Source organism: Variovorax paradoxus NBRC 15149, from assembly GCF_001591365.1.
Lineage (GTDB): Bacteria > Pseudomonadota > Gammaproteobacteria > Burkholderiales > Burkholderiaceae_C > Variovorax > Variovorax paradoxus.
In genome coordinates this window covers 508,855-522,348 of the sequence record NZ_BCUT01000005.1, presented here as the reverse complement: position 1 = coordinate 522,348, position 13,494 = coordinate 508,855, and the positions used below count along the sequence as shown (strand labels likewise).

Here is a 13,494-nt window from a genome sequence, read left to right as displayed (position 1 = left end):
CAAGACACAGGAGACAAGGCATGAAGAAAGAAATCCGGGCCGTTTCGCTCGCGGCCGTGGCATGGCTCGCCTCGGCCGGCGCGATCGCGGACAGCTACCCCTCGCGCCCGATCACGCTGGTGGTGGGCTTCCCCGCGGGCGGCGGCGCCGACACGGTGGCGCGCATCGTGAGCGACAAGCTGGCCAAGATCCTCGGGCAGCCGATCGTCATCGACAACAAGCCCGGCGCGGGCACCACCATCGCGTCGGACCAGGTCGCGCGCGCGGCGCCCGACGGCTACACGCTGCTGCTGGGCAGCGGCAACCTCTACGGCAGCGACAAGCTGCTCTACAAGGCCGTGAAGTACGACGGCGCCAGGAGCTTCGTGCCGATCTCGCGCTGGAGCTCCGCGCCGATGCTGCTCGCGGTCAACAAGGACGTGAGCGCGCAGAACGTGCAGGCGCTCATCGCCCAGGCGCGGCAGAGCCCGGGCAAGCTGGCCTATTCGTCGTCGGGCACCGGGGTGGTGACGCACCTGGCGGGCCTGTCGTTCGAGAAGGCCGCGGGCGTGACCATGCTGCACGTGCCGTACAAGGGCGGCGCGCCGTCGATCCAGGCCGTGGCCGCCGGCGACGTGCAGCTCACCTTCGGCACACCGCCCTCGGTGCTGCCGATGGCGCAGGGCCAGAAGCTGCGCGTGCTGGCTGTCACCTCGGGCCAGCGCTCGCCGCTCTTTCCCGACGTGCCGAGCGTCGCCGAGGCCGGCGTGAAGGGCTATGACTTCACCTTCTGGTTTGGCCTGTTCGCACCGGCCGGCCTGCCGCCCGAGTTGGCGCAGAAGCTGTTCGACGCCAGCGTGGCGGCGCTCAACGATCCCGAGGTGAAGGCGCGGCTCGAAAAATCGGGCAACGAGGCGGCGCCCTCGAAGTCGCTGGCCGAATTCCGCAGCTGGGCGCAGGCCGAAGGCACGAAATCGAAGGAACTCACCGAGCGCTCCGGCGCGACCGTCGAATGACGCCGGCCGCATTGCAAGGCTCGCCAGGGGGCCCGCTGCAGGGCCTCACCGTCATCGACCTGACGCGCGTGCTCGCGGGGCCCTACTGCACGCTGCTGCTCGCCGACCTGGGCGCGCGCGTGATCAAGGTGGAGCAGCCGGGCCTGGGCGACGACGCGCGGCAGATCGGGCCCTTCGTCGACGGCGACTCGGCCTACTTCATGTCGGTCAACCGCAACAAGGAGTCGATCGCGCTGGACCTGAAGGCACCGGCCGACCGCGCCGTCTTCGAACAGCTGCTGGCCACGGCCGACGTGCTGGTCGAGAACTTCCGGCCCGGCACGATGGAGAAGCTCGGCTACGGCTGGCCGCAGCTCCATGCGCGCTTTCCGCGGCTGGTGTTCACCTCGGTCTCGGGCTTCGGCCAGACCGGCCCCTACAGCCGGCGGCCCGCCTACGACATGGTGGTGCAGGCGATGGGCGGCATCATGAGCCTGACCGGCCACCCGGGCGCGCCGCCCACGCGCGTGGGCGTGTCGATCGGCGACCTGGGCGCCGGCCTGTACGCGGCCGTCGGCACGCAGGCCGCGCTGCTGCAGCGCGGACGCACCGGCCTGGGCGACCGCGTGGACGTGGCGATGCTCGACTGCCAGGTCGCGCTGCTGGAGAACGCGATCTCGCGCATGGAGGCCGACGGGCGCGCGCCCGGGCCGATCGGTTCGCGGCATCCGTCGATCACGCCGTTCGACGTGTTCCGCGCGGCCGACGGCTGGTTCGTGATCGCCGCGGGCAACGATGCGCTGTTCCAGCGCCTGTGCGCGGCACTCGAGCTGCCGGCGCTGCCCGAGGATGCGCGCTTTGCCGCCAACCCCGAGCGCTGCCGGCACCACGAGGCGCTGAAGCAGCTGCTCGAAGAGCGCCTGGCCACTGCGCCCTGCGCGCACTGGCAGGCGCTGCTGATGCAGCACAACATTCCCACCGGCGAGTACAACGACGTGGCCGCGGTGGTGAACGATCCGCAGGTGCAGGCGCGCGAGATGCTGGTGCAGGTCCGCACGCAGGGCGGCCGGCCGCTCACGGTGGCGGGCAACCCGGTGCACGTGGGCGGGCACCGCACGCAGGTGGCAAGGCAGCCGCCGCGGCTGGACCAGGACCGCGAGGCCATCCTGGCGGGGCTGGCGCGGCAATGAGCGCGCGGTGCAAAATCCGCGCATGCAAAGCCCCCGCCCCCGCTTCCGCCCCTTCGTTCTCGCGGCGCTCGGCCTCGCCGGCGCCCTGCTGCTGGGCGGCTGCGCCGTGGTCACCGTGGCCAGCACCGCCGTGAGCGTGGGCGCCGGCGCGGTCGGGCTCGCGGCCGATGCCGCCATCGGCACCGCGCGCATCACCGGCAAGGCCGTGGGCGCGGCCGCCGACGCGGTGATTCCCGACAGCGACTGAGCCGGCGGCGCCCCGGCGCTGCCCGCAAGCCTTCCTGCGCACGCGGCGCGCGGGTCACAATGGCGCCACATGCAGTCACCGCTGAACATCACCCGCTTCCGCCCGCGCCTGCTGGACGCGATGGCGAGCTACAGCCGGGAGCGCTTCTTCAAGGACCTGGGGGCCGGCGCCACGGTGGGCATCGTGGCGCTGCCGCTGGCCATGGCCTTTGCCATCGCCTCCGGGCTCAAGCCCGAGGCCGGCATCTGGACGGCGATCATCGCGGGCTTCCTGATCTCGCTGCTGGGCGGCTCGGCGGTGCAGATCGGCGGGCCGGCCGGCGCGTTCATCGTGATCGTCTACGGCATCGTCGAACGCTATGGCGTGGCCAACCTGCTGATTTCCACCGCCTGTGCCGGCGTGCTGCTGTTCACTGCGGGGCTGTTCGGGCTCGGGCGGCTGGTGCGCTTCGTGCCGCTGTCGATCGTGGTCGGATTCACCAACGGCATCGCGGTGCTCATCCTGCTGTCGCAGCTCAAGGACCTGCTCGGGCTCACGGTCGCCAAGATGCCGGCGGACGTGTTCTCGCAGCTGCATGCCATGGCGCTGCAGATCGGCACCTTCAATCCCTATGCCTTCGCGCTCGGGCTGGCCTGCCTGGCCGGCCTTGCGATCTGGCCGCTGCTGCTGCAGGGCGAATCGAAGGTGGGCCATGCGGTGCAGCGCCTGGCGGGGCGCATGGCGCGCACGCGCGCGGTGCAGGTGGGCTCGCGCATGCCGGGGCCGATCGTCGCGCTGGTCACGCTCACGCTGGTGTCGTGGGGCTTCAGCCTGCCGGTGGAAACCATCGGCACGCGCTTCGGCGGCATTCCCGAAGGCCTGCCGGCTTTTGCGCTGCCCGACTTTTCATGGGAAACGGTCAAGCAGCTGGTCACGCCAACGCTGACCATCGCGATCCTGGGCGCCATCGAGTCGCTGCTGTGCGCGCGCGTGTCCGACCAGCTCAGCGGCCAGCCGCGCCACGATCCGAACCAGGAGCTGATGGCCCAGGGCATCGCCAACGTGGTGGCGCCCTTCTTCGGCGGCATGCCGGCCACCGGCACCATCGCGCGCACCGTGACCAACATCCGCTCGGGCGCCAGCTCGCCGATCGCGGGCATCGTGCATGCGGTCACGCTGATGGTGGTGGTGCTGCTGGCCGCGCCGCTCGCGCGCCACGTGCCGCTCGCGGTGCTGGCGGGCATCCTGGTCTTCGTGGGCCTGAACATGGGCGAATGGCGCGAGTTCACGCCGGGGCAGCTGCGCCACTTCAGCCGCCATTACCGGCTGCTGATGCTCGGCACCTTCTTTCTCACGGTGGTGTTCGACCTGACGGTGGCGGTGCAGGCGGGCCTTGTGCTGGCCTGCGCGCTCTTCATCCGGCGCATGAGCGAGCTGTTCAGCGTCGAGCTGGTCACGATGCAGCCGCCGGTGCTCACCTACCGGCTCTACGGCGCGCTGTTCTTCGGGGCGGCGGCCAAGCTGGACGAGGCCGTCAACGCGGCCGAAAGCGCACCGCGCGGCATGACGGTGGTGCTCGACGCCACGCACCTCATCTACCTGGACGCCACGGGCGTCGACGCGCTGCGGCAATTGCACCGCGCGGTGCTGGCGCGCGGCGGGCTGCTGCGGGTGGAATCGCTGCAGCCGCAGCCGCTCGAGGTGATCGTGCGCTCGGGGTTTGCCGACGAGCTGACGAGCGGCCAGCCGCACGGCACCGAAGGCTAGTTGGCCTCGGTGCTCCGGTCGGGCGACGAGCCGCTGCGCACCACGCGCTGGTCGTCGTTGAGGGTTGCGGTGAACACCATGGGCGAATTCGGCGGCTGGACCCAGCGCCACTCCCACTCGGTTTCGCGCTTGAGTGCATAGGGCGTGATCTTCGCGGGCTTGCCGAGCATCTTGCGCAGGTCTTCCATCATCATGCCCGGCTGCACCCTGGCGAAGTTCTCGGGCGTCAGCACCTGGCGCAGCGCGCTCATCCTGCCGTCGGCGCCGATGGTGATCATGTAGTTCTTCTGGCCCTGCGGCTGGCGGTTGTACTCGAACACGCGGCCGTTCGGCGCATCCCAGATGTTCTCGGGCTGGCCGAACCTGGCGCGCACGTCGGCTTCGGTGGAGACGCCTTCTTCCAGTTCGCTGATGCGCTGGTTGTCGCAGCCCGCAAGCCCGATCACACCCGCCAGCAGTGCCGCCGCCATGCCGATCCGCCACTGTTTTCGCTGCTTCATTCCATCCCCGGTAAAATTCGCGCCACAAAGGTCCAGTCTATGTCCATCTTCCGCCGCCCCCACTACACCTCCGAGATCACCAACTTCATCGAGGAGATGAAAGCCAAGAAGCCGACGCTGGAAGCCGAACAGCGCGCCGGCCGCGCCCTGCTCTGGGACAAGCACCTCGACCGCAGCCTGCTCGAGGAGTACAGCGAAGCCCGCGTGCCGCAGCAGCCGTACGTCTACCAGACCCAAGCCAAGTAATGGTGCCCAGCCGGCATCCATCGTTTGCCGCCGTCGTGCGCAGCTATTGAAATGATAGCAAGCACCCGATGAAGGACAACGAGGACAGCGACACGCTCGTGGCCAGCATGCCCGAAGTGGTCGACCAGGTCGCGCTCGCGAGGCTCTATGGCGAGCCACTGTTCGCGATGCCGAAGGACCTGTACATCCCGCCGGAGGCATTGCAGGTCTTCCTCGAGGCCTTCGAGGGCCCGCTCGATCTGCTGCTCTACCTGATCAGGAAGCAGAACTTCAACATCCTCGACATCCCGATGGCGGGGCTCACGCGGCAGTACCTGAGCTACGTCGACGAGATCCGCCAGACCAACCTGGAGCTCGCGGCCGAGTATTTGCTGATGGCCGCGATGCTGATCGAGATCAAGTCGCGCATGCTGCTGCCGCCCAAGAAGGTGGCCGACGGCGAAGAGGCCGAAGACCCGCGCGCCGAGCTCGTGCGCCGCCTGCTCGAGTACGAGCAGACCAAGCTGCAGGCCGCCGCCATCAGCGCGCTGCCGACCTACGGACGCGACTTCTGGAAGGGGCAGGTCTACATCGAGCAGTCGCTCAAGCCGCGCTTTCCGGATGTGAACGTGATCGAGCTGCGCGACGCCTGGGCCGACATCATGAAGCGCGCCAAGCTCGTGCAGCACCACAAGATCTCGCGCGAGGAGCTCAACGTGCGCGAGCACATGAGCATCGTGCTGCGCCACCTGCAGGGGCAGCGCTTCGTCGAATTCGAGAAGCTGTTCGACGTGTCGCGCGGCGCGCCGGTGCTGATCGTCACCTTCATCGCGATGCTCGAGCTCGCGAAGGAAACGCTGATCGACATCACGCAGGCCGAGGCCTTCGCGCCGATCTACGTGCGGCTGGCCTACTCGCCCGCCTGAGCCTCTTTCCTACTTCCGAGAAATCCGCCGTGCACGACTTCGACGTCCTCATCGTCGGCAGCGGCCTTGCAGGCCTCTCCGCCGCGCTGCATCTGGCGCCCACGCACCGCGTGGCCGTGCTGACCAAGCGCGCGCTCAACGACGGCTCCAGCGCCTGGGCGCAGGGCGGCATCGCTGCGGTGCTGGCCGCGGGCGACAGCTTCGACGCCCATGTGGAAGACACGCTGGTGGCCGGCGCCGGCCTCTGCGACCCCGAGGCCACGCGCCTGGTCGTCGAGGGCGCGCCTGAGGCCATCGCCTGGCTGCGCGAGCTCGGCGTGCCGTTCTCGGAGGAAGGCGGCGGCCTGCACCTGACGCGCGAAGGCGGCCACAGCCAGCGCCGCATCGTGCACGTGACCGACGCCACCGGCGCGGCCGTGCAGCGCACGCTGATCGAGCAGGTGCGCCGCACGCCCAACATCTCGCTCTTCGAGCACCACACGCTGGTCGACCTCGTCACCGGCACCGGGCTCGGCCTGAAGGATCCCGCCTGCGCGGGCCTCTATGCGCTCGACGACCAAACCGATGAAGTGCTGGCCTTCCGCGCGCCGCACACCATCCTGGCCACGGGCGGCGCGGGCAAGGTGTACCTCTACACCACCAACCCCGACACCGCCACCGGCGACGGCATTGCCGCGGCCTGGCGCGCGGGCTGCCGGGTATCGAACATGGAATTCATCCAGTTCCACCCGACCTGCCTCTACCACCCGCACGCCAAGTCATTCCTGATCAGCGAGGCGGTGCGCGGCGAAGGCGGGCTGCTCAAGCTGCCCGACGGAACGCGCTTCATGCCAAAGCACGACGAGCGCGCCGAACTCGCGCCGCGCGACGTGGTGGCGCGCGCCATCGACTTCGAGATGAAGAAGCACGGGCTGGACTGCGTGCACCTGGACATCTCGCACCAGCCGCCGGCATTTCTTAAAGAACATTTCCCCAACATCCTCGCGCGCTGCGCCGAGCTGGGCATCGACATCACGCGCGAGCCCATCCCCGTGGTGCCGGCCGCGCACTACACCTGCGGCGGCGTGCTGAGCGACCTGGCCGGGCGCACCGACCTGCCCGGCCTCTACGCCATCGGCGAGACTGCCTGCACCGGGCTGCACGGCGCCAACCGCCTTGCGAGCAATTCGCTGGTCGAGTGCATGGTGTTCGCACGCGCCGCGGCCGCCGCCATTGCCGCGGCACCGGCGCGCGAGCGCATCGAACTGCCGGCCTGGGACGAAAGCCGCGTGACCGATGCCGACGAGGCCGTGGTCATCTCGCACAACTGGGACGAGCTGCGCCGCTTCATGTGGGACTACGTCGGCATCGTGCGCACCAACAAGCGCCTGGAGCGCGCGAGCCACCGCATCGCGCTGCTGCAGGCCGAGATCCAGGAGTTCTACGCGAACTTCCACGTCACGCGCGACCTGCTCGAACTGCGCAACCTGGTGCAGGTGGCCGAGCTGATCGTGCGCTGCGCCCAGGCCCGCCACGAAAGCCGCGGGCTGCATTTCAGCCGCGACTATCCCTCGCTCGCCGAGCCGACCGCACCGACCGTGCTGGTGCCCTCGGCGGACTGAAAACCACCCGCTTTTCACGTTTTCTTCACTCAAGGATGCCCGGCCACCGACGCCCGCAGGGAGAAACCCAACCATGTCGAACACCACCACCCCACCGCCGGAAACCACGCCAGCCTCGCCCTACGGCACGCTGCCGCCGGCCTCGCTGCCCGCCTCGCGCAAGCCCCTGAGCCTGCCGCGCCTGGCCGACATGCATGCGCGCGGCGAGAAGATCTCGATGCTCACGGCCTACGACGCCACCTTTGCGGCCATGGCCGACGCGGCCGGCATCGATTGCCTGCTGGTCGGCGACTCGCTCGGCATGGTCTGCCAAGGCCTGAACAGCACCGTGGGCGTGAGCCTGGACGCCATGCGCTACCACACCGACAGCGTCTCGCGCGGCCTGCGCCGTGTGCAGGGCACGGCCTGGCTGATTGCCGACCTGCCCTTCGGCAGCTACCAGGAATCGCGCGAGCAGGCCTTGCGCAGCGCCACGGTGCTGATGCAGGCCGGCGCCCACATGGTCAAGCTCGAAGGCGGCGGCTGGACCACCGAGACGGTGCGCTTCCTGGTGGAGCGCGGCATTCCGGTGTGCGCGCACCTGGGCCTGACGCCGCAGACCGTGCATGCGCTGGGCGGCTACCGCGTGCAGGGCAAGGGCGACGCCGGCGCGCTGCTCAAGCAGCAGGCGCATGCGCTGCAGGACGCGGGCGCGACCATGCTGGTGCTCGAGATGGTGCCGGCCGCGCTGGCCGCCGAGCTCACCGCCGAACTCAAGCACTGCGCCACCATCGGCATCGGCGCCGGCAAGGGCACCGCCGGCCAGGTGCTCGTGTTGCACGACATGCTGGGCATCAACCTTGGAAAGATGCCGAAGTTCGTGCGCAACTTCATGGCCGATGCGCCGGGCGTGCTGCCCGCCCTCGAGGCCTACGTGCAGGCCGTCAAGGACGGCAGCTTCCCCGACGACCAACTCCACGCCTGGTAAGGAAGGAACCGAGACATGTACATCGCACGCACCATCGACGAGCTGCGCAGCCACCTGGCCGCCTTCGAGCGCCCCGCCTTCGTCCCCACCATGGGCAACCTGCACGAGGGCCACCTCGCGCTCGTGAAGCAGGCCAAGCCGCTGGGCGACGTCACCGTGGCCAGCATCTTCGTGAACCGCCTGCAGTTCCTGCCGCACGAGGATTTCGACACCTACCCGCGCACCTGGGACAGCGACTGCGAGAAGCTGCGCGCGGCCGGCTGCGGCGTGCTCTTTGCGCCCGACGAAAAGGCGCTCTACCCCGAGCCGCAGACCTGCAAGGTGCACCCGGACCCGGCACTCGCCGACATCCTCGAAGGCCATTTCCGCCCGGGCTTCTTCGTCGGCGTGTGCACGGTGGTGATGAAACTCTTCCAGTGCGTGCAGCCGCGCGTGGCGGTGTTCGGCAAGAAGGACTACCAGCAGCTCATGATGATCCGCCACATGGTGCGGCAGTTCGCGCTGCCGATCGAGATCGTGGGCAGCGAGACCTTCCGCGCGGAGGACGGGCTCGCGCTGTCCTCGCGCAACGGCTACCTGAGCGAGGCCGAGCGCGTGGAGGCCGTGCAGCTCTCGAAGGCGCTGAAGGCCATGGCCCAGGCGGTGCAAGCCGGCGAGCGCGATTTGGCCGCGATCGAAGCGCGGGCAATGCAGGCGCTGGCGCAGCGCGGCTGGCAACCGGACTATCTTGTGCTGCGGCGCCGCTCCGACCTGCAGGCGCCCAGTTCCGCCAATCTGGCTGGCGAGCCGCTCGTGGCACTGGCCGCGGCGCGGCTGGGCGGCACGCGGCTGATCGACAACCTCGAAATCGACGCGATGCCCTCATGACCTACAGCGTCAAGGAAATCTTCTACACCCTGCAAGGCGAAGGCGGCCAGGCCGGCATGCCGGCCGTGTTCTGCCGCTTCGCGGGCTGCAACCTCTGGACCGGCCGCGAGGAAGACCGCGCCACGGCCGTCTGCCGTTTCTGCGACACCGATTTCGTCGGCACCGACGGCACGCTGGGCGGCAAGTTCAAGAATGCCGAGCTGCTGGCCGACACCATCGCCGCGCAATGGCCGGCCGAAGACGCCGAGCACCGGCTGGTGGTGCTGACCGGCGGCGAGCCGCTGCTGCAGGTGGACGCCGCGCTGGTCGATGCGCTGCATGCGCGGCGCTTTCGCATCGCGGTGGAAAGCAACGGCACGGTCGCTGCGCCCGAGGGCATCGACTGGCTCTGCATCAGCCCCAAGGCCGGCGCGCCGTGGGTGCAGCAGCGCGGGCAGGAGCTCAAGCTGGTGTGGCCTCAGACCGAATTCGATCTCGACACGATGGCGCGCACCGGCGAGTTCACGCACCGCTTCCTGCAGCCGATGGACGGGCCCGACCGCATAGCCAACACCGAGCTGTGCATTGCCGAATGCATGCGCCATCCGGCGTGGCGCCTCAGCGTGCAGACCCACAAGATCACCGGCATCCGCTGAGCGCGGACATTTTTCAGATGCGATTCACCATCAGCCAACGCTTTTTCTTCGACGCCGCGCACACGCTCAAGCGCGAGATCGAAGCCGAAGGCAGCCGCCGTATCCACGGCCACACCTACCACGCCGAAGTCTGGCTCGCGGGCCAGCGCGATCCCGTCACAGGCATGGTCGTCGACCTGGGAGTGCTGCGCCGCCGGCTCGGCGACGTGCGCGAGCAGCTCGACCACCACCTGCTCGACGACGTGGCGGGGCTGCATCCGCCGACGCTCGAGAACCTGTGCCTGTTCATTGCAGATGCGCTGCCGGAATTCAGGCCCTCGCTCGCGCGCGTGCGCGTGTGGCGCGAGGCGCTGGGGGACAGTTGTACGCTGGAGTTCTGAGTCTCGCTCCCTCTCCCCTCGGGGAGAGGGTTGGGGTGAGGGTGAGCGGCAGCGAAGGCCGCGCGATGTTGTGAGGCCCAGGCCCTCACCCTAACCCTCTCCCGGAGGGAGAGGGAACAAAACCTCAGGCCGCGCCGATGCCCGCCACCAGGCTCCCCGGCGCCTGCCCCTTCTTCAGCCCCGCCGTGAACGCCAGCATCCGGTCGATCGGCACGCGCGCGCGCAGCCCCAGCGCCGGGTCGACGTGGATTTCGCCCGCGCCCGTTTCCAGCGCATTCGCCAGTTCCACGAGCCCATTCATCGCCATCCACGGGCAATGCGCGCAGCTCTTGCAGGTGGCGCCGTTGCCGGCCGTGGGGGCCTCGATGAAGGTCTTGCCGGGGTTCAGCGTGCGCAGCTTGTGCAGCATGCCGGTGTCGGTGGCAACGATGAATTCGCTCGCGTCCATGCGCTGCGCCGCGTTCAGGATGGCCGAGGTGGAGCCCACCGCGTCGGCCAGCGCGATCACGTCGGCCGGCGATTCGGGATGCACCAGCACCTTCGCGGCTGGGTGCGCCTTCTTGAGCAGCTCGAGCTCGAGCGACTTGAACTCGTCGTGCACGATGCAGGCGCCGTTCCAGCTCACCATGTCGGCACCGGTCTGGCGCTGGATGTAGTCGCCCAGGTGGCGGTCGGGGCCCCAGAGGATCTTGCGGCCCTGCGCATGGAGTGCGCTCACCACGTCGAGCGCGCAGCTCGAAGTGACGAGCCAGTCGGCGCGCGCCTTCACGGCCGCGCTGGTGTTGGCGTAGACCACCACGGTGCGGTCGGGGTGCCCGTCGCAGAAGGCGCTGAACTCGTCGACCGGGCAGCCCAGGTCGAGCGAGCAGTTGGCGTCCAGGTCGGGCATGAGCACGCGCTTCTCGGGCGAGAGGATCTTGGCGGTCTCGCCCATGAAGCGCACGCCCGACACCACCAGCGTCTGCGCCGCATGGTCGCGGCCGAAGCGCGCCATCTCGAGCGAATCGCTCACGATGCCGCCGGTTTCCTCGGCCAGGTCCTGCAGGTCGGGATGCACGTAGAAGTGCGACACCATCACGGCATTGCGCTCGCGCAGCAGGCGGCGGATGCGCTCCTTGAGTGCGATGCGCTCATCTTGCGAGGGCTCGGGCGGCACGCGGGCCCAGGCGTGGCGCGTGTCGCAGGCCGCGCCGGCGCCTGCCGCGGGTTGTTCGTAGTCGACGTCGATGACGAAAGAAGGGGCAGCCATGGACGCGCTCAGCCTTCCTGGAAACGCATCGAAAAGTCGGTGGCCTTCACGTCCTTGGTGAGCGCACCGACGGAGATGCGGTCCACGCCGGTGTCGGCCAGCGTGCGCAGGCCCTCGAGCGTCACGCCACCCGAAATTTCGAGCACGGCCTTGCGGTCCTCGCCGGCTTCGGCGTTGATGCGGACGGCCTCGCGCAGGGTCGGCAGGTCCATGTTGTCGAGCAGCACCATGCGCGCGCCCGCCTCGAGTGCCTCGCGCAGCTGCGCCAGGGTTTCGACCTCGACCTCGACGAAGGCCGCGCGCTGCGCCGCCGGCGCCACCGCACGCAGCGCCGCGGCCACGCCGCCGGCCGCGGCAATGTGGTTTTCCTTGATGAGCACCGCGTCGTAAAGGCCGATGCGGTGGTTCACGCCGCCGCCCGTGCGCACCGCGTACTTCTGAGCAAGGCGCAGGCCCGGCAGCGTCTTGCGGGTGTCGACGATGCTCGCGCGCGTGCCGCGCACGGCGTCGGCATAAAGCGCCGTCTTGGTGGCGACCGCGCTCAGCAGCTGAAGGAAGTTGAGCGCGGTGCGCTCGGCCGTCAGCAGTGCGCGCGCCGTGCCCTCGATCTCCAGCACGGTCTGGTCGGCCGCGCAGCGCTCGCCCTCGCCGCACAGCCAGCGGATGCGGGCCTGCGGATCGAGCTGCCGCACGGTGGCTTCGACCCAGGGCGCGCCGCAGAGCACGGCCGCCTCGCGCGCCAGCACGCGGGCATGGGCGCGGCGGCCGGGGTCGACCAGCGAGGCGGTCAGGTCGCCGTCCGCCACGTCTTCCTGCAGGGCGCGGGCGGCATCGGCCTGGGCCAGCGCGGCCACGGCCGGCGCCGAAAAATCAAAGCGAGGGCTCATGGCTGTCTTGTCTCTTCAGTCTTGTGTGTAGTTCATGGTCATGGCATGCGGCCCGGACGCCTCTAGGGCCGCACCGACTCGGGCACCGGATCGCGGCCGGTCAGCGAGGCCACCGCCTCCTGCGGGCTCAGCCGGCCGTCGAGCAGCGCGACCACGCCTTCCGCAATGGGCATTTCCACGCCCAGGCCGCGCGCACGCTGCACCACGGTGCGTGCGCAATAGACGCCTTCGGCGACATGGCCCAGCGAAGCGACGGCCTGCGCCAGCGTTTGGCCCTGGGCCAGCAGCAGGCCCACCTTGCGGTTGCGAGAAAGGTCGCCGGTGGCCGTGAGCACCAGGTCGCCCAGGCCGGAAAGGCCCATGAAGGTTTCGGCGCGCGCGCCGAGCGCCAGCCCGAAGCGCGTCATTTCGGCCAGGCCCCGCGTGATGAGCGCCGCGCGCGCATTGAGCCCCAGCGCCAGGCCGTCGCAGAGGCCGGTGGCAATGGCCAGCACGTTCTTGACGGCACCGCCGACCTCCACGCCCACGATGTCGTCATTGGCATAGACGCGCAGGGCCGGGCCGTGGAAGGCCTGGACCAGCGCGTCGCGCACCGCGGCATGGGGGCTTGCGGCCACCAGCGCCGTCGGGCGGCCCTCGGCGACTTCCTGCGCAAAGCTCGGGCCGCTGAGCACGCCGGCCATCAGTTCAGGCGCGACCTGCCCCCAGATTTCGTGGGCCAGCAGGCCGTAGGAGGCGGGAGACGAAGCATCGAGCGCGGGTTCGACGCCCTTGCACAGCCACGCGACCGGCGCGGTCGTGCCGCGCAAGGCGATGAGCTGCTGGCGCAGCGCGGCCATGGGCGTGGCCACCACGACGAGTTCGGCGCCCGCCCGGGCCTGGTGCAGGTCGCCGGCGCGCACCGTGAGTGCGGGCGGCAGTGCCAGGCCGGGCAGGTAGCGGACGTTTTCGCGCGCCTTGGCAATGGCCTCGGCCTGGGCCGCATCGCGCGCCCAGAGCGTGACCTCGTGGCGGCCCGCCGCATTGACAGCCAGCGCCGTGCCCCAGGCACCGGCGCCATGAACGCAGATCTTCATCGGCGTTGCGGCGCTGTGCCGGCT

At 69.7% G+C, this 13,494-nt stretch carries 15 protein-coding genes; 11 read left to right on the top strand and 4 right to left on the bottom strand.

Annotated elements, in window-relative coordinates; all coding sequences use genetic code 11:
* Positions 1-20 precede the first annotated feature (20 nt).
* The 4 genes from VPA02S_RS22855 (at position 21) to VPA02S_RS22840 (ending at position 4,157) form a co-directional block, all read left to right on the top strand.
* Entirely contained in the window at positions 21-995 is a 975-nt protein-coding gene (locus tag VPA02S_RS22855) for a Bug family tripartite tricarboxylate transporter substrate binding protein (protein WP_062365713.1), read from the top strand.
* Positions 992-2,164, top strand: a complete 1,173-nt coding sequence (locus VPA02S_RS22850; RefSeq protein ID WP_062365711.1) for a CaiB/BaiF CoA transferase family protein — start codon at positions 992-994, stop codon at positions 2,162-2,164. Before VPA02S_RS22855 ends, VPA02S_RS22850 begins: the two co-directional genes overlap by 4 nt.
* 22 nt (positions 2,165-2,186) lie before the next feature.
* Complete coding sequence (locus VPA02S_RS22845; RefSeq protein ID WP_015866861.1) at positions 2,187-2,411, top strand: hypothetical protein; 225 nt, start codon at positions 2,187-2,189, stop codon at positions 2,409-2,411.
* Between the two features lie 69 nt (positions 2,412-2,480).
* Positions 2,481-4,157, top strand: coding sequence for a SulP family inorganic anion transporter (locus VPA02S_RS22840; RefSeq protein WP_062365710.1), 1,677 nt, complete (start codon positions 2,481-2,483; stop codon positions 4,155-4,157).
* On the opposite strand, the gene VPA02S_RS22835 is transcribed toward VPA02S_RS22840, so the two are convergent.
* Positions 4,154-4,627, bottom strand: a complete 474-nt coding sequence (locus VPA02S_RS22835; protein ID WP_062365708.1) for a hypothetical protein — start codon at positions 4,625-4,627, stop codon at positions 4,154-4,156. The genes VPA02S_RS22840 and VPA02S_RS22835 overlap by 4 nt on opposite strands.
* A 69-nt stretch (positions 4,628-4,696) precedes the next feature.
* On the opposite strand from VPA02S_RS22835, the gene VPA02S_RS22830 reads away from it, so the two are divergent.
* From VPA02S_RS22830 to VPA02S_RS22800, 7 genes are all read left to right on the top strand, one after another.
* Positions 4,697-4,903 (top strand): DUF3460 family protein, encoded by a 207-nt coding sequence (locus VPA02S_RS22830; protein ID WP_015866864.1) that lies wholly within the window; start codon positions 4,697-4,699, stop codon positions 4,901-4,903.
* 68 nt (positions 4,904-4,971) lie between these two features.
* On the top strand, positions 4,972-5,808 hold the full coding sequence (locus VPA02S_RS22825) for a segregation and condensation protein A (protein WP_015866865.1): 837 nt from the start codon (positions 4,972-4,974) through the stop codon (positions 5,806-5,808).
* Positions 5,809-5,837: 29 nt separating this feature from the next.
* Complete coding sequence (gene nadB, locus VPA02S_RS22820; RefSeq protein WP_062365706.1) at positions 5,838-7,409, top strand: L-aspartate oxidase; 1,572 nt, start codon at positions 5,838-5,840, stop codon at positions 7,407-7,409.
* Between the two features lie 73 nt (positions 7,410-7,482).
* A complete protein-coding gene (gene panB / locus VPA02S_RS22815) occupies positions 7,483-8,376 on the top strand; it encodes a 3-methyl-2-oxobutanoate hydroxymethyltransferase (protein WP_062365704.1) in 894 nt (297 codons plus the stop codon).
* A gap of 15 nt (positions 8,377-8,391) precedes the next feature.
* On the top strand, positions 8,392-9,243 hold the full coding sequence (gene panC, locus VPA02S_RS22810) for a pantoate--beta-alanine ligase (protein WP_062365702.1): 852 nt from the start codon (positions 8,392-8,394) through the stop codon (positions 9,241-9,243).
* Positions 9,240-9,878, top strand: a complete 639-nt coding sequence (gene queE / locus VPA02S_RS22805) for a 7-carboxy-7-deazaguanine synthase (protein ID WP_062365700.1) — start codon at positions 9,240-9,242, stop codon at positions 9,876-9,878. Before panC ends, queE begins: the two co-directional genes overlap by 4 nt.
* Before the next feature lie 17 nt (positions 9,879-9,895).
* Positions 9,896-10,258 carry a 6-carboxytetrahydropterin synthase gene (locus VPA02S_RS22800; protein ID WP_015866870.1) on the top strand — a complete coding sequence of 121 codons (363 nt, stop codon included), beginning with the start codon at positions 9,896-9,898 and terminating at the stop codon, positions 10,256-10,258.
* A 124-nt stretch (positions 10,259-10,382) separates the two neighbouring features.
* Here VPA02S_RS22800 and nadA read toward each other — a convergent pair whose 3' ends face one another.
* The 3 genes from nadA to VPA02S_RS22785 form a co-directional block, all read right to left on the bottom strand.
* Positions 10,383-11,507 carry a quinolinate synthase NadA gene (nadA, locus tag VPA02S_RS22795; protein ID WP_062365698.1) on the bottom strand — a complete coding sequence of 375 codons (1,125 nt, stop codon included), beginning with the start codon at positions 11,505-11,507 and terminating at the stop codon, positions 10,383-10,385.
* An 8-nt stretch (positions 11,508-11,515) separates the two neighbouring features.
* On the bottom strand, positions 11,516-12,394 hold the full coding sequence (gene nadC / locus VPA02S_RS22790; protein WP_062365696.1) for a carboxylating nicotinate-nucleotide diphosphorylase: 879 nt from the start codon (positions 12,392-12,394) through the stop codon (positions 11,516-11,518).
* 62 nt (positions 12,395-12,456) lie between these two features.
* The gene (locus tag VPA02S_RS22785) at positions 12,457-13,470 is read right to left on the bottom strand and encodes an NAD(P)H-dependent glycerol-3-phosphate dehydrogenase (protein ID WP_062365694.1); all 1,014 of its coding nucleotides are present in this window, start codon (positions 13,468-13,470) and stop codon (positions 12,457-12,459) included.
* Positions 13,471-13,494 lie beyond the last annotated feature (24 nt).

Bases quoted from the DNA above. Each gene is read 5' to 3' on its own strand.
- VPA02S_RS22855 (WP_062365713.1), top strand. From the start codon at position 21: ATGAAGAAAGAAATCCGGGCCGTTTCGCTCGCGGCCGTGGCATGGCTC.
- VPA02S_RS22850 (WP_062365711.1), top strand. From the start codon at position 992: ATGACGCCGGCCGCATTGCAAGGCTCGCCAGGGGGCCCGCTGCAGGGC.
- VPA02S_RS22845 (WP_015866861.1), top strand. From the start codon at position 2,187: ATGCAAAGCCCCCGCCCCCGCTTCCGCCCCTTCGTTCTCGCGGCGCTC.
- VPA02S_RS22840 (WP_062365710.1), top strand. From the start codon at position 2,481: ATGCAGTCACCGCTGAACATCACCCGCTTCCGCCCGCGCCTGCTGGAC.
- VPA02S_RS22835 (WP_062365708.1), bottom strand. From the start codon at position 4,627: ATGGCGGCGGCACTGCTGGCGGGTGTGATCGGGCTTGCGGGCTGCGAC.
- VPA02S_RS22830 (WP_015866864.1), top strand. From the start codon at position 4,697: ATGTCCATCTTCCGCCGCCCCCACTACACCTCCGAGATCACCAACTTC.
- VPA02S_RS22825 (WP_015866865.1), top strand. From the start codon at position 4,972: ATGAAGGACAACGAGGACAGCGACACGCTCGTGGCCAGCATGCCCGAA.
- panB (WP_062365704.1), top strand. From the start codon at position 7,483: ATGTCGAACACCACCACCCCACCGCCGGAAACCACGCCAGCCTCGCCC.
- panC (WP_062365702.1), top strand. From the start codon at position 8,392: ATGTACATCGCACGCACCATCGACGAGCTGCGCAGCCACCTGGCCGCC.
- queE (WP_062365700.1), top strand. From the start codon at position 9,240: ATGACCTACAGCGTCAAGGAAATCTTCTACACCCTGCAAGGCGAAGGC.
- VPA02S_RS22800 (WP_015866870.1), top strand. From the start codon at position 9,896: ATGCGATTCACCATCAGCCAACGCTTTTTCTTCGACGCCGCGCACACG.
- nadA (WP_062365698.1), bottom strand. From the start codon at position 11,507: ATGGCTGCCCCTTCTTTCGTCATCGACGTCGACTACGAACAACCCGCG.
- nadC (WP_062365696.1), bottom strand. From the start codon at position 12,394: ATGAGCCCTCGCTTTGATTTTTCGGCGCCGGCCGTGGCCGCGCTGGCC.
- VPA02S_RS22785 (WP_062365694.1), bottom strand. From the start codon at position 13,470: ATGAAGATCTGCGTTCATGGCGCCGGTGCCTGGGGCACGGCGCTGGCT.